12 protein-coding genes, 1 pseudogene and 1 riboswitch are annotated in these 15,146 nt (G+C 39.7%); all 13 genes and pseudogenes read right to left on the bottom strand.

The genetic code is table 11. The features are described from left to right. Positions 1 to 178: 178 nt before the first annotated feature. Positions 179 to 3,367, bottom strand: a complete 3,189-nt coding sequence (gene carB, locus RU86_RS10925; protein ID WP_096815333.1) for a carbamoyl-phosphate synthase large subunit — start codon at positions 3,365 to 3,367, stop codon at positions 179 to 181. Beyond that, positions 3,367 to 4,455, bottom strand: a complete 1,089-nt coding sequence (locus RU86_RS10920) for a carbamoyl phosphate synthase small subunit (protein ID WP_047915390.1) — start codon at positions 4,453 to 4,455, stop codon at positions 3,367 to 3,369. Before RU86_RS10920 ends, carB begins: the two co-directional genes overlap by 1 nt. Positions 4,456 to 4,558: 103 nt before the next feature. Next, positions 4,559 to 5,467, bottom strand: coding sequence for an aspartate carbamoyltransferase catalytic subunit (locus RU86_RS10915; RefSeq protein WP_096815335.1), 909 nt, complete (start codon positions 5,465 to 5,467; stop codon positions 4,559 to 4,561). A 237-nt stretch (positions 5,468 to 5,704) separates the two neighbouring features. Beyond that, entirely contained in the window at positions 5,705 to 6,928 is a 1,224-nt protein-coding gene (locus RU86_RS10910) for a uracil-xanthine permease family protein (protein WP_096815334.1), read from the bottom strand. A gap of 57 nt (positions 6,929 to 6,985) precedes the next feature. Continuing rightward, on the bottom strand, positions 6,986 to 7,510 hold the full coding sequence (gene pyrR / locus RU86_RS10905; RefSeq protein ID WP_096815332.1) for a bifunctional pyr operon transcriptional regulator/uracil phosphoribosyltransferase PyrR: 525 nt from the start codon (positions 7,508 to 7,510) through the stop codon (positions 6,986 to 6,988). Between the two features lie 281 nt (positions 7,511 to 7,791). Beyond that, entirely contained in the window at positions 7,792 to 9,516 is a 1,725-nt protein-coding gene (locus tag RU86_RS10900) for a ribonuclease J (RefSeq protein WP_096815331.1), read from the bottom strand. A 108-nt stretch (positions 9,517 to 9,624) separates the two neighbouring features. Continuing rightward, positions 9,625 to 10,518, bottom strand: a complete 894-nt coding sequence (gene dapA, locus RU86_RS10895) for a 4-hydroxy-tetrahydrodipicolinate synthase (RefSeq protein WP_096815330.1) — start codon at positions 10,516 to 10,518, stop codon at positions 9,625 to 9,627. An 81-nt stretch (positions 10,519 to 10,599) separates the two neighbouring features. Then, positions 10,600 to 10,783: riboswitch (Lysine riboswitch) on the bottom strand. A gap of 85 nt (positions 10,784 to 10,868) precedes the next feature. Then, positions 10,869 to 11,951, bottom strand: coding sequence for an aspartate-semialdehyde dehydrogenase (locus RU86_RS10890; protein WP_096815329.1), 1,083 nt, complete (start codon positions 11,949 to 11,951; stop codon positions 10,869 to 10,871). A gap of 601 nt (positions 11,952 to 12,552) precedes the next feature. Beyond that, on the bottom strand, positions 12,553 to 12,867 hold the full coding sequence (locus RU86_RS10885) for a DUF4176 domain-containing protein (RefSeq protein ID WP_096815328.1): 315 nt from the start codon (positions 12,865 to 12,867) through the stop codon (positions 12,553 to 12,555). After that, the gene (locus RU86_RS10880; protein WP_096815327.1) at positions 12,864 to 13,691 is read right to left on the bottom strand and encodes a hypothetical protein; all 828 of its coding nucleotides are present in this window, start codon (positions 13,689 to 13,691) and stop codon (positions 12,864 to 12,866) included. The genes RU86_RS10885 and RU86_RS10880 overlap by 4 nt, the downstream gene beginning before the upstream one ends. Position 13,692: 1 nt before the next feature. Then, the gene (locus tag RU86_RS10875) at positions 13,693 to 14,349 is read right to left on the bottom strand and encodes a hypothetical protein (protein WP_096815326.1); all 657 of its coding nucleotides are present in this window, start codon (positions 14,347 to 14,349) and stop codon (positions 13,693 to 13,695) included. 6 nt (positions 14,350 to 14,355) lie between these two features. After that, on the bottom strand, positions 14,356 to 14,772 hold the full coding sequence (locus RU86_RS10870) for a hypothetical protein (protein ID WP_096815325.1): 417 nt from the start codon (positions 14,770 to 14,772) through the stop codon (positions 14,356 to 14,358). Between the two features lie 92 nt (positions 14,773 to 14,864). Beyond that, positions 14,865 to 15,146, bottom strand: a pseudogene (locus RU86_RS12130) (hypothetical protein); the annotation flags it as partial.

Genomic DNA, 15,146 nt, shown 5'->3' with positions numbered 1-15,146 from the left:
CTATGACTAGTATAGCATAAAACCCTTTTAAAATAAGCATTTATTGCCCATTTTTCCCTATTTTAAAATTAAAGTAAAAGCCTTTTTACGTTAGTGGCAAAAATAAGTAAAACCCTTTTGACAATAAAAAAAAATAGGTGACTACCACCTATTTTTCCATTTTTTAATTAATTTTAAATTAGATTGCTTGTGTTGTAAATGAGCGACTTTCCAAAACTTTTAACATGGCAGCAATCGTATCTAGTGAGGTAAACAACGGAACCCCTTGCTCGATAGATTCCCGACGAATCAGCATGCCATCTGTGTTATGTGAATTACGATCTTTACCCATGGTATTCACCACAGCTTGGAGACGTCCTGCACGGATGCTATCGACGATATTTTCTTGATCTAGGGCAGGTTCACCAATTTTAGCGATAACTTCTGCATAGATACCATTTTCTTTAAAGTACTTAGCCGTCCCAACAGTCGCATAAATACCGTAGCCAATCTCGTAAAAGCGTTTGGCTAAGGCTAAGGCTTCTGCTTTAGCATCATCAGCAACAGTGAAGAGGACATTACCAAATGTTGGTAAATGGAGGTAAGATGCTTCAAATGCTTTGTAAAGTGCTTTTTCAAGCGTCACATCAGACCCCATCACTTCACCTGTTGATTTCATTTCAGGCGATAGGTATGCATCTACTTTTTGTAGCTTGGTAAAACTAAAGACAGGTGCTTTAACATGGACTTTGTCATCTTCTGGGTAGAGCCCATCTTCATACCCTAGTTCAGGTAAGGTTTTACCTAGAATGAGTTGTGTTGCCACTTGTGCCATCGGAATACCTGTCACCTTAGACAAGAAGGGTACTGTTCTTGAGGCACGTGGGTTCACTTCAATGACATAAACAGTTTCTTCAAAGATAACAAACTGAACATTCATCATGCCGATACAGTTTAGGCCAATTGCTAAGCGTTTTGTATAGTCAGCAATTGTTGCCTGTAAGGCAGCAGACAGATTTTGTGGGGGATAGACCGCCATCGAATCTCCCGAGTGAACACCCGCACGCTCGATATGCTCCATAATACCTGGAATTAGGACATTCTCACCATCACAGATGGCATCTACTTCACATTCCCGTCCTAAGAGATAGGAGTCAACTAAAACTGGATGATCTGGACTTGCCTTAACAGCAGTTTGCATGTAATTTCTTAAGTCTGCTTCGTTATCTACGATTTCCATGGCACGGCCACCCAAAACATAAGATGGGCGGACAAGGACTGGATAACCGATCTTATCGGCATTGGCTACTGCTTCTGCTTCATTAGTTGCCGTTGCACCGATTGGTTGTGGGATAGCAAGGTCTTGCAGGGCAGCCTCAAAAAGTTTTCTATCTTCTGCACGATCAAGCGCCTCGACCTGTGTCCCTAAAATTTGAACGCCAGCTTTTGACAAGGGTTCTGCTAAGTTAATCGCTGTTTGGCCACCAAACTGAACGATAACCCCTTTAGGCTGCTCAAGATCAATGACGTTCATGACGTCTTCAAAGGTTAATGGCTCAAAATAAAGCTTGTCAGAAACTGAGAAGTCAGTCGATACGGTTTCAGGATTTGAGTTCATGATGATGGCTTCATAACCTGCAGCTTGAATTGCTTTCACCGAGTGAACAGTTGCGTAGTCAAATTCCACTCCCTGACCGATCCGAATCGGACCAGATCCAAGAACGAGAACTGATTCTTTTTCTGAGCGAACAGACTCATTTTCAAACTCGTATGTACTATAGAAATAAGGTGTCGTTGATTCAAACTCACCAGCACACGTATCCACCATCTTAAAGATAGGGACGATTTTGTTATCCAGTCGACGTTTCCGAACCTCAGCAGCATCAGTCTGCCATAAGTCAGCAATCTTACGGTCTGAAAAGCCATTGCGTTTTGCTTCTTTAAGGATATCTGGATTGAAGACATTAACCGAAAGCTCTTGTTCAATTTCGAAGATATGCAATAATTTATCTAGGAAAAAGAGGTCAATTTTGGTTAGACTGTGCAATTCTTCGATCGTATAACCACGACGAATCGCCTCAGATAGGTAGAATAACCGGTCATCTTGTGCTTTAACGATTTTTTCAACTAAGGCATCATCTGTCACGTCTGCTAGTTCAGGCATTTCATTATGATAGGCACCGACTTCTAGTGAGCGAACAGCCTTAAGAAACGATTCTTCGATTGTCCGACCGATTGCCATCACTTCACCAGTCGCCTTCATCTGTGTGCCAAGACGGCGTTCACCAGACTCGAACTTGTCAAATGGAAAACGTGGGATTTTTGAGACAACATAGTCAAGGGCAGGTTCAAACATGGCATAAGTTGTCCCTGTAACAGGGTTAATCATCTCATCTAAAGTCAAGCCAACAGCTATTTTAGCAGCTAATTTAGCGATTGGATAACCTGTTGCTTTAGAAGCAAGTGCTGATGAACGGGATACACGTGGGTTAACTTCGATGACATAGTAGTTAAAACTATCTGGGTCAAGGGCAAGCTGAACATTACACCCTCCCTCAATTTTTAGGGCACGAATAATTTTTAATGAGGCATCACGTAGCATTTGATACTCGATGTCACTTAATGTTTGACTCGGTGCAAAGACGATCGAATCACCCGTATGAATGCCAACTGGATCAAAGTTTTCCATGTTACAGACCACGATCGCATTGTCGGCTGCATCACGCATCACTTCATATTCGATTTCTTTAAAACCTGCGATAGAGCGTTCAATCAAACATTGTGTAACAGGTGATAGTTTGAGACCATTTTCAGCTGTTTCACGTAACTCTTCTTCGTTATCACACATACCACCACCAGTACCACCTAAGGTAAAGGCTGGACGTACAATAATCGGATAACCAATGACGTTAGCAAAGGTAACGGCTTGTTCCACAGTATTGACAATCTCTGATTCTGGAATCGGTTGGTCTAACTCTTCCATCAATTTTTTAAATAAATCTCTGTCTTCTGCTTGGTCGATTGCTGAGAGTTTTGTACCAAGGAGTTCGATATTGAGATCATCCAAGATACCTGTTTTAGATAAAGACATGGCCATATTTAAGCCTGTCTGTCCACCAAGTGTTGGTAGGATAGCATCTGGTCGTTCTTTACGGAGAATACGTGTGACAAACTCGACTGTAATCGGTTCAATATAGACCTTATCAGCGATTTCTTTATCGGTCATAATGGTTGCAGGGTTTGAGTTAACTAATACAACACTATAGCCTTCTTCTTTTAAAGCGAGGCAAGCTTGCGTGCCAGCGTAGTCAAATTCTGCTGCTTGACCAATGATGATTGGTCCAGAGCCGATTACCATGATTTTTTTAATATCTTTACGTTTTGGCATTAAAAGTCACCTTTCTCATTCTTACTAGCATCGATCATTTCCATAAATTCATCAAAAAGATAGTCTGCATCGTGTGGGCCTGGTGCTGCATCTGGGTGAAACTGTACTGAAAAGGCGGGTAGATATTTATGACGCACACCCTCAACAGATTTATCATTGATTTCGATGTGGGTGACCATCAAGTCTGTTTTGTCAATCGAGTCACTATCAACCGCATAGCCATGGTTTTGTGAAGTAAAATCAACACGACCAGTCGCAATTTCACGGACAGCATGGTTAAAGCCACGATGACCAAAGGTCATCTTACTTGTTGTCGCCCCATTTGCCATGGCAAAGAGTTGGTGACCCAGACAAATCCCAAAGATTGGGAATTTATCTTGGATGCCACGAATCATGTCAAGTGCTTTTGGGACATCTGTTGGGTCACCAGGACCATTTGTTAACATGACACCATCAGGATTCATATCAATGATTTCTTCAGCCGTAATCGTATGTGGCACAATCGTTAGGTTACACTCTCGCTTTGATAGTTCTCGTAAGATAGAGTGTTTGAGGCCAAAGTCAACGACAACGATACTTCTACCTGTTCCAGGACTTGGATAGGCTGTCTTTGTTGAGACCTGTGCCACTTGATTTGTTGGTAAGACTGTTGCACGTAGTTGATCCTGGATATGTTTAATTTCATCACCAGGGTTAACAAGTGTTGCTTTCATGGTGCCATGATGGCGAATAATTCGTGTTAAAGCACGTGTATCAATCCCTGAAATGCCTGGAATATTTTTACGTTGTAAAAATTCGTCAAGAGACATTTGATTACGCCAGTTGCTTGCTAATCGTGCATGTTCACGAACGATGACACCTTTACAGGTTGGGATGATTGATTCATAATCATCCCGGTTAATGCCGTAGTTGCCGACTAAAGGATAGGTAAATGTCAGGATCTGACCATTATAGGATTGATCGGTAATTGACTCTTGGTAGCCTGTCATACCAGTACTGAAGACGACTTCACCTGTCACATCTATATCTGCACCAAAGGCAGTTCCTTCGAAAATTGTACCATCTTCTAAAATTAAAAGTCGTTTCATTTTATCCTCTTTCATTGTGAACAGCTTATCTCACGCGTTGTAACCTGAGTCAGTAAGTTTGTGATGACTAGACTGTAACTGATCCATCGGTAGCTACAGGTCATCATGCCTTGCCGTTTAGTATGGCTTCTAAAATTGCCATGCGCATGAAGACCCCATTATGCATCTGCGCGACGATTCGAGATTTTGGTGCTTCCACCAAGTGGCTAGCAATCTCTACGCCCCGATTCACTGGTGCTGGATGCATGATGATGGCATGCGGTTTTAACTTAGCATATCGCTCAGTCGTAAGCCCGTAGTGTTCATGGTAGTCAGCTTTTGAAAAGCTAGTGCCTGAGTCATGGCGCTCATGTTGCACTCTAAGCAGCATGACCACATCGATCTCTTCTACCATACTATCTAGGCTAACATAGCGACCATAAATATCAAAGGCTGGATCATACCAACTCTCAGGGCCTGTAAAATAGATATCAGCGCCTAATCGTTTTAACATCTGCATGTTAGATTTGGCAACACGACTGTGGGTGATATCCCCTGCAATCATGATCTTGATGCCCTCAAATCTACCAAAGGCCTCATAGATTGTCAGTAAATCAAGCAAGGATTGGCTGGGATGTTGGCCTGAGCCATCTCCCCCATTAATAATTGCGGATTGAATCGTTCTACTATCAACGAGTTCTTGATAAAAGTTTTCATCGGTGTGCCTGATGACACAAACATCAATGCCAATCGCACTCATGGTCAAGACAGTATCGTAGAGTGTCTCGCCCTTATTAACTGAGCTGGTAGAGGCATCAAAGTTTATCACATCTAATCCGAGTTTTTTCTCAGCAACCTCGAATGACTTGTGGGTCCTGGTTGAATTCTCAAAAAATAGATTAGCGACAAAAAATTGTCTTTTAAAGTCTGGTTTAATCTGATGATGTTTCAGATATTGCGCACGTTTGATGAGGCCCATGACTTCATCATTTGCTAGCAAATCCATACTTGTGAGATGTTTGATTGATACCATACCTTGAGGTGAAATTGTCAACTTTACATACCTTTCACATTTTTTGTAGCATTCTGCCACTGACTAGAAAACCGGTTACCTTGTTGCAACTCGTGATATAAAAAAATGGCTACCTTAAAGGTAGCCATTATCGTACACCTCTAGTAAGGTGCAACGTTTTCTTGGACAACCTTCACAGCCTCACGGGACTGTTGTTAAAGGAGTTTATTCATTTGTTTAATTATAGCAAATTATTTTTTAATTTTCAACAGTTTTCGGTAATATTAAATGCATGAGAATACCAAGGATGGTTGAAAAGGCAATTCCTGAAATCGAAATGCCAGCAACATTCAAGGTCAACCCACCAATACCGGATACTAAGATGACGCTGGCGATAAGCAGATTGCGTTTATCATCGAAGTTGACCTTGTTTTCTACAAGAATTTTCAGACCACTTGCAGCGATAACACCAAAGAGGGCAATTGATACACCACCAATAACAGGTGTTGGGATAGAGTGAATCAAAGCAGATACCTTACCTATGAAGCTTAGGATAACCGCAAAGATCGCCGCACCTGAAATCACATAAACCGAATGAATTTTTGTAATCGCCATAACCCCGATATTTTCACCGTAAGAGGTTACAGGAGGGGCGCCAAAGAAACCAGCTATGATTTGGGCGATACCATCTCCAGTCAGTGTTCTCTCAAGGCCTGGATCTTTAAAATAATCCCTTTTAGTTAATGAATTTAGGACCATGATGTGACCAAAGTGTTCTGTCATGGTAACAAAGGCAATCGGTGCCATGGTCAAAATAGCAGACGGATAAAGTTTGAAATGATAGTCAATAAACATGATATCAAACTTAGGTAGGCCCAACCAACTACTTTTAGCAATTTCGTCGAAACTGATGATCGTCATCCCTGTCAGCTTTTGAACGATTAAGGTGAAGACGTAACCGACAATGATACCAAGTAAAATCGGGATGAGACTCGTTAAGCCTTTACCAAACATATTGAAGGCTAATACTGAGAATAGAGTCACGAGTGCGATCAATAGAAAAGTCAGGTTATAAACACCATTTCTATTCATAGCGTCATTGACAGCTGTGCCAGCAAGACTAAGGCCAATAACCATGACGATAGGACCAACGACAATCGGCGGCAAGACCTTGTCTATCCAATCCTTACCGATAAACTTGACGATTAAGGCGACGATCAGATAAACTAGCCCACCAACTACCGCTCCTTGTGCAACAGCGGCTATGCCATCTGATTTCATCAGACTTTGCATGGCAAGAATATAGGCAAAACTTGATCCCATATAGGCTGGGATTTTGTATTTGGTCACAGTCAAATGAGCTAGCGTGCCTAGCCCACTAGAAAATAAGGCAATACTTGGATCAATCCCAACTAGAATGGGGACTAAAACAGTTGAGCCAAACATGGCAAAGAGATGTTGGAAGGAAAGCCCAAACCACATGCCAACTGGTGGCTTATCGTGTACATCGTAGATCACATCGTTATTTTTAGTCACTGATTAGTCCTCTTTCTTAATCAGGATACTATCAGCACCATCAATTTCAGAGACATGGACAATAATGGCTTCATTACGTGATGTTGGAATATTTTTCCCAACATAATCCGCACGAATCGGTAATTCTCTGTGACCACGGTCAACAAGAACTGCTAAACTAACTTTTGACGGACGACCGATTGCTACGATTCCATCAATCGCCGCACGAATTGTTCGACCAGTGTATAAGACATCATCAACCAAGATAATTTCACGATCTGTGACTGAAACTGGAATATCAGTCGTGTCTTCATCTGTTTTAATATCATCACGAAATGGCTTCGTATCCAGCTCCCCAAGTGGGATTTCGATATTTTCAAGTTGTTTAAGGCGTTCTTGAATGCGTTTCGCAATATAAACACCACGTGTTTTAATACCGACGATGACTAGGTTATCCAGCTCTTTATTACGTTCAATAATTTCATAAGTGATTCGCGTAATTGCGCGTTTCATTGTTACTTCATCGATAATTTCTTTTGTCTTAGCCATTATTTCTCCTCTATTTTTCAACAAAAAAACCCTGCACAAGCAAGGAAAAGATTCACTCTAGTCGACTTGCCTTGACGCCTCTCTGGACGATTTAAAGGTTTGTGGTATCGTTAATTGTTTTTATTATATCAAATTTTTTAAGCTTTTGCTATGGCTTCTTAAAGAATACTGATTTATTTCATAAAATAAGCATTCTATAACTGCATAACAACACTTATATAGTCGTAGAGAAAGGGTACTTGAGACAAGAAAAAAAACCTGATGACTCAGGCTTAATCTACTTAATCTATTTTTTCTACTTTTTTCTTAGGTTTAACATGACGTTTTTGACGGAAATCATTTTGACGTACTTCCATCACAACTGGCAAGACAACCGGACGACGTTTGGTTTGATCATATAGGAATTTACCAAGTGTATCGCGAATCTCAGACTTGATTTCAGCCCAGTCAAAGTTGTCTCCAGCTAAATATGCTTTGACTTTGTCATCAACTTTGATGGCTGCTTCTTTCATCAAGTTACGAGAATTTTTAACATAGACAAACCCACGTGTGTGTACTTTTGTCTTACTGATAATTTTTTTCTCGTGCTTAGATATGGTGATAACAGCGATAAAAATACCTTCTTCACTCAGTACTTTACGGTCTCTTAAGACGATATTCCCAATATCACCAACACCAGAGCCATCAATCATGACATTTTCAGCTGATACAACTCCGTTTGGTTCAAAGTTGCCCTCCGCATTAAAAGTAATCACTTCGCCACGTTTTGCCAAGAAAATGTTCTCAGGTAACATGCCAACTTCCATAGCATGCTCAGCATGTGTTTGTAATTCACGATATTCCCCTTGAATCGGCATCAGATTTTTGGGTTTCAAAATATCTAATAAGAACTGTAAATCACGTGAATTCGCATGCCCAGAAACTCTTAAATCACTAGATAGCATCTTCATGATACCGCCTGCACGGTAGACAATATTCTCAGTTTTAGCTACTTTTGTTTCATACGAAATCGTCGGGCTTGTGACCGTATAGACTAAATCACCCTCTTTGATTTTAACAAAACGATGACGGCCAGTTGCCATATCTGTCAATGTTTTCAAAGGCTCGCCCATGCGACCTGTTTCCAAAATCAAAAGCTCTTTGTCTTCATATTTGTTGATGTCTTTTGGATCGATAATCATCTTATCGTCATCAATCCGAAGTTTACCTAAATCACTGGCTGTTTTAACAATCAAATCTAAATCTTGACCAGTAAAGGCAACATATCTACCTAGTTTGATGGCACTATCGATGACTTGTTGAATTCTCGCTAGATTACCTGCTACAGAGGCGATGATGACACGACCATCCCAGTCAGAAATCGTATCAAAAATTTTATCAGAGATTTCAGATTCACTGGCAGACTGTAGATTTGTCAAGCCATTTGCCGAATCACTTAAAAGTGCTAAGACACCTTGCGTGCCGATTTCAGCTAAACGTGAAATATTTGTCTTATAGCCTTCACCAACTGCTGGATCAAACTTGAAATCACCCGTATAGACAACATTACCATTTTCTGTACCGACAACAATCCCTAGACTTTCAGGGATCGTATGCGTTGTAGAAAAGAATGAAATCACTGCAGCACCAAAGTCAATTTCAGTTGACTCGTCCACGATATGAAAATCATCAAATTTCTTGCTACCGTCTACTTCTTTGATACGGATTTTTGCCAGCTCCACTGTTAGCTGACTACCAAAGACAGGAACTGCCATCTCAGTTAATAGATAAGGCAAAGCACCGATAGCATCTGGATGACCATGCGTTAAGAAAACACCTGCCACACGATCCGCATTTTCAACCAGATAGCTCATATCTGGTATAACAAAGTCAACACCTAACATTTCAGTTTCTGGGTATTTTAAACCAGCATCTAAAATAAAAATGACATCGTCAACTTCAACAACATACATATTCTTACCAAATTCGCGGACGCCACCCAAAGCTACTATTTTTACATTACTCATGAATTACTTATTCTCCATTATTTTTTTTGTAAATCAAAAGTCGGAACCGTGCAGCTCCGACTTATCTTGTACAGTTACACTTACTAATAGTGTACCATTTATTCGACTTTATATCAAATGATGATTTTCAATCTGATCAATAATGACTTGTGCTTCTTGCGTGTTTGCTGCAACCAAAGGCAGGCGCAAACCACCCACGTCAAAGCCACGGTGATTCAGTACCACCTTAACTGGTGCGGGACTAGCAAGGGAAAACAAGGCATCAACTTTTGGCAATAGCTGTCTTTGAATTTGGGCAGCTCGCTTGATGTCACCACTATCTATCTTGTCAAACATCTCATCAAACGCGTCACCATGTGTATGGCTGGCAACCGAAATCATACCATGTGCTCCTAATGCTTTGGCGTGAAAAGCTAACCCATCCTCACCTGTATAGACTAAAAAGTCTTCAGGCGCCTGTTCGATCAAATAGGTTAAATTTTCAACGCCTGTACATTCCTTGATGGCAATAATATTAGGATGTTTAGCTAAGCGTAAACTCGTTTCCACTGTTAACTGAGCAACTGTTCTACCGGGAACATTATAAAGAATGATAGGCAAATCACTTGCATCAGCTATGGCTGTAAAATGCTGGAACAGCCCTTCCTGACTTGGTTTATTATAATAAGGCACGACGGCTAAACCAGCCGCAAACCCACCAAATTCAGCTACTTCTTTGGTAAAGATGATGGAGTCCCGAGTATCATTTGTCCCAATACCTGCGATCAAAGGCACCCGACCAGCTACGATGTCTTGAACGGCTTTAAATAGTGCAAGCTCTTCATCATGGGTTAAAGTCGGCGACTCACCCGTTGTACCAGCCAAAACTAGGCCTTGCGTATGATGGGCAAGCAAGTGCTCTATCAACTTTGGTAAGGCAGCAAAATTAATTTCACCATCTGCCTTAAACGGTGTGACTAAAGCTGTGATAATATGGGCATTTTCTAATTGTGCTACTGACATAAACTCTCTTTTCTTCACTTTTATGGGATATAAAAACAGCCTTCGATTAAAAATCAAAGGCTGTCAAGTTAGTCAAATCATGATTTGATTAGCTCACCTCTCATCTCCTCGTAAGTAGATAAGAGACAGTTCGCGAGATTTAACCCAACGACCCAAGCAAACTGACTGTGGTATCAGCTTGCTTTCGGCAACTACGCCGCCTGATAATGTCATCGTGTCCACCACTCGACTATCATTCTTCGTATCTGCAACCTCTAATATATAGATTCATTGTAACATATTAAGTTAATTATTGTAAAGCATACTAGTAAATTTAAAAAAATCATCCTAAACAGAATGATCGTTTTTGCTTATATTAAGTCAAATTTCAAGTCAGTTGTTGGTCGAACTAAGCCACGCTCATGCAGGGTTTCAGCGATTTGAACAGAGTTCCAAGCAGCACCTTTGAGTAGATTATCGGAAACTACCCACATGTGAATCCCTTTTTCTGCGTCCAAGTCTTTCCGGATACGACCGACAAAGGTTTCGCGATGTCCTGCAGCAGTAACTGCTTGTGGATAAAGTTGTTGGCTCGGATCGTCTTGTAAAACAGCACCAGGGAAGTTTGCAATTGCTGCTTTCACCTCAGCGATAGGGGCAACTGTTTTTGTCTCGATATAAATAGACTCTGAATGTGCTAAGATAACAGGGATACGAACACATGTAGCTGATACCGCAATCGTATCATCTGCCATAATTTTTTTCGTTTCTTTTGTCATCTTCATCTCTTCATAGGTATAATCATTTTCAGTGAAGACATCAATCTGTGGTAGAGCATTAAAGGCAATCGGATAGTGTTTTTTGTCCCCACCAGCTGGTAAGATTTCGGCTAAAACATCTTTCGGATCTTTTTTATCATTCACAACTTCTTGAATCTGACGTTCTGTCTCAGCAATTGCTTTTGCGCCTGCACCAGATACAGCTTGATAAGTTGACACAATGATTCTCTCTAAGCCAAATTGTTGACGAATTGGTTCTAGCGCAACCATCATCTGAATCGTCGAACAGTTCGGACAAGCGATAATCCCATTATGGGTATCAAGCGCCTGCGCATTTACCTCAGGTACAACCAAAGGCACATCTGAATTCATGCGGAAATTTGAGGTATTATCAACTACGACTGCACCTGATTTCACTGCATAGGGTGCAAACTTAGCCGACACACTGCCACCGGCTGAAAATAGGGCAATATCTACCCCCTCAAAAGATTGTTCTGTTGTTGTTTCAACGGTTAGGTCTTGCGATTTAAATTGCAAAATCTTACCTGCAGAACGATGTGTTGCAAGCAGCTTCACTTCTTTTATTGGCAAACTTGATGCCTCAAGCATCTTGATCATGCGACTGCCTACCGCCCCAGTAGCACCGACAACTGCAACAACATATTCTTTTGACATGTAATCTTCCTCGTTTGAATTTTCTAAAAAATTTTAATATCCCTATTCTATCATGTTTCTGGATAGATTAAAAGCCTTTTTAAGTTAATATGCTCTCTAAATATTGATGAGGTGATGGTCGATTTTGATGCCTAGTTAGCCAATAAAATAAAAAAATCCCCCTTGTCCTAAGACAAAGGGGACCCCAGAGCAACTATTTTACAATAGCTGTGCCAAGAAGTTCACAGTTCTTGACAAGATTCCATCAATCCTTGACGGGCTAAGCCCCGAATCTCTCAGCGTAAATAAGGTACTTGCGTACCGAATCGACTCATCGCATCTACTAGTATACCTTATTTTCAGCTGCTTTGCAAGTTATGCCATAATAAAGTACAAGACAGTCATTTTATTTTGCCAGTTTTTTTAGCCTACCCATTTTGCTATCTTGATCATTTTCAGAACCATTTCTGCTTCCGAACTATCCTGATTGAGAGGCACATGATTTTCATTATCAGTTCTGTCTACTGTGAGATATGCTTCATAGTCTGTTTTACTAATGTCTTACTGTGTTTTAATGTTTTAAATTTTGATATTAAAACGACTACTCTGAACATATGAACAGCTAATTTATAAATTTCTCATAGCCAGCTTTGCCAACTAAATCATCATACTCACTGGCAAATTCTTGTTCTTCCGCGTTAACATAGCCAAAATAGATAATTGAACTAATAGTCTCGCAATTAAAAAATACATACTCTTTACCATCTGTAATTCCTTGTGGATATGGCACAGCAGAATAGTCAAAATAGCCTATTTTGCCCTCTTGGTTAAAAAGTGCTGCCCTACTGACAATCATAAGTGGCGTAGTACCATCTTCTACTAGTACGATACTACCTAATGGTAAAATTGTGTCAAAAATTTCTGTTTCATGATTCATTTTTGAATTTCCTTTTCTTTTTCTTCCAATAACTTATTATATTCAGCTAAATATCGCTTTATCGCTGCATGACTAACTTTGTGACGCTTATAAAAGTCTTCAGCTTTATTAAGTTCTGCTTGTAATTGTTCTGAATTTAACTGTGTTATGTTTAAATCCATCTTTTTTTCTAATTTTAGGATTATAAAAGTCATTGAAAATATAACTTGAATAAAACCAATTGTTGTCGCAACCAAAATGACGAAAATAATATAGAAAAATAGATGTCCCGACAAATTACTATCATTATCATTAACTGCAAAATAGGCGCCTAATAAAAATACTATAAGAATCGGTATCACAATAATCCATTGTAAATAAGGAATCTTTGAAAAGATTGATCCGATAAGACCATTTGTCGCCTGATTATGACGAAGACGCGTATTTATATCATTTGATATAATATTTTTTTGAACGATTATAGGTAGTTCTCCATCATATACGTCTACTTCGTTATTTATCATATAAACACGATATGTAACAGACTGAGAAACAAGTATTCCAAGAAGAATAGTCAATAACCAGAAAATACTTTTTCCACCCAACATGTCTATAAGTGGTGAGGAATATTTTCCTTTAGAAAACAAATTAATCAAAGGAACCATGATAAGTGGTGAACTTAATGCACTAAAGGATAAAATTTTGGAAATTATTTTCTCTTGTTGTCGTCTCCATTTCTTTTTTGAATAGTCACGCCAAACTACTTTCTTATTTCTTAAATCAAATTCGCCTCCAATTAAAATATTAGTATCCCGTAAAATCCAAGGGTTGAAATATTTAAGCATCTTATATCCCCCATCCAAATAATCCTTTTTTATTATGCTTCACAGATTTATCAATTTGTTTATTTACTTTACTTGCAAACCAACCACCTATTGCAGAACCAACTATTCCTCCAACGACAGCCCCTACAGCCATACCTACACCTGGCACAGGGATAAGAAAACTTCCTAATGCCGCTCCTGCATAAGTTCCAGCTGATCTTCCCGCAGATGCTCCTGCAACACTAACTGCTGTGTGTGTCGCAGTCAATGCTGTTGCTTCACCATTTGAATATCCTTTAGACTTCAACTCGGAATAATCACTACCTACACTTACAGCTGTACCAACCCAACCGGCAATCTTAAAGCTTTTTGCAAATTTTCCAGCTTCTTTAAACGTCTGACCCGAACCAGTAAATTTGTTTACAGATTTTATTGCTTTTGAACTTGATAAATCCCTATTAATCGTACTATGCTTGTAAGAAGGAATTTTTGAAGTAGCTTTTTTCACAAATTTTGTATTTTGTAATTTATCTAAGGGTTTCTCAAATTTCTTAGAAAATTCTCTAACGAATTGAAAATCTGATTTCTTACCACCTCTAAAATCCTTTAATTTAATACCCGCTTTCGAAAAATAGCTTACCCCTCTATAGTTAAACTTACCTGTTTTATGTTTGGACAATATATCCTATAGTTTTGCTAGATCAGATGCCTTTATTTTTAACGTCACATCCGATACAGTCACAGATAGTATTGTCCCAGATGCAGTTCCTTTTATCAGCTTACCAATTTTCTTCCAATCAAGATTATCATGCTTTTTCTTACTCTCAGATTTAGACCCTTTAGCAAATAGGAATTTATTCATTCTATCCAAATCAGTCTTACTACATGTCATGGAAAAGTGACCTGAACTATCAAATCTACCACTTCCTATTGCAGAAATGACTGCAGTTAGATTAGAAAGCTCACTTGTAATCCCGCTAAACAAAGGGGCTAGCTTCATATCTAATTCATACAGTTTTTTGAGCTTTTCCTCGACTTGTCGACTATCTTCTTGAATGATACCCATAAAATTTGTGAGTGAACTTGCATAGCTGTAGCACATCGCTGTGATATCTGCTTCCTCACTAATTCTTGCTTGATTCTGATAAACGTGAATCTGAGAACTTAGTGTTGCTTGCTGACGGCGTAATGCCTCTAACTGTTAATTGAGCGCTTATCTTCGTCAAGAATTTCACTACACGCAGCGCCTGTGTACTGACCATACTGTTGCAGTTTGCTGTTTAATTTTTGAATAACCGTATCGGCCTTTGAAACGGTTGGGATGACTAACTGCGTAAATAGTCCTTGTCCAGCAGTAAACGCTGAACCTGATAACTGATGACTATTCAAAACACGAATCAGCTGGTGATTACCCGCTTTCAAGTCCGCCACGATTTGCTCACAAGTCTTGATATTTGATTGGAAATTTGACATCAA

The sequence above is a fragment of the Pseudolactococcus piscium genome (assembly GCF_002441695.1).
Classification (GTDB): domain Bacteria; phylum Bacillota; class Bacilli; order Lactobacillales; family Streptococcaceae; genus Pseudolactococcus; species Pseudolactococcus piscium.
Note: the sequence above shows the minus strand (reverse complement) of the source record. Positions and strands in the feature narration are given on the sequence as shown.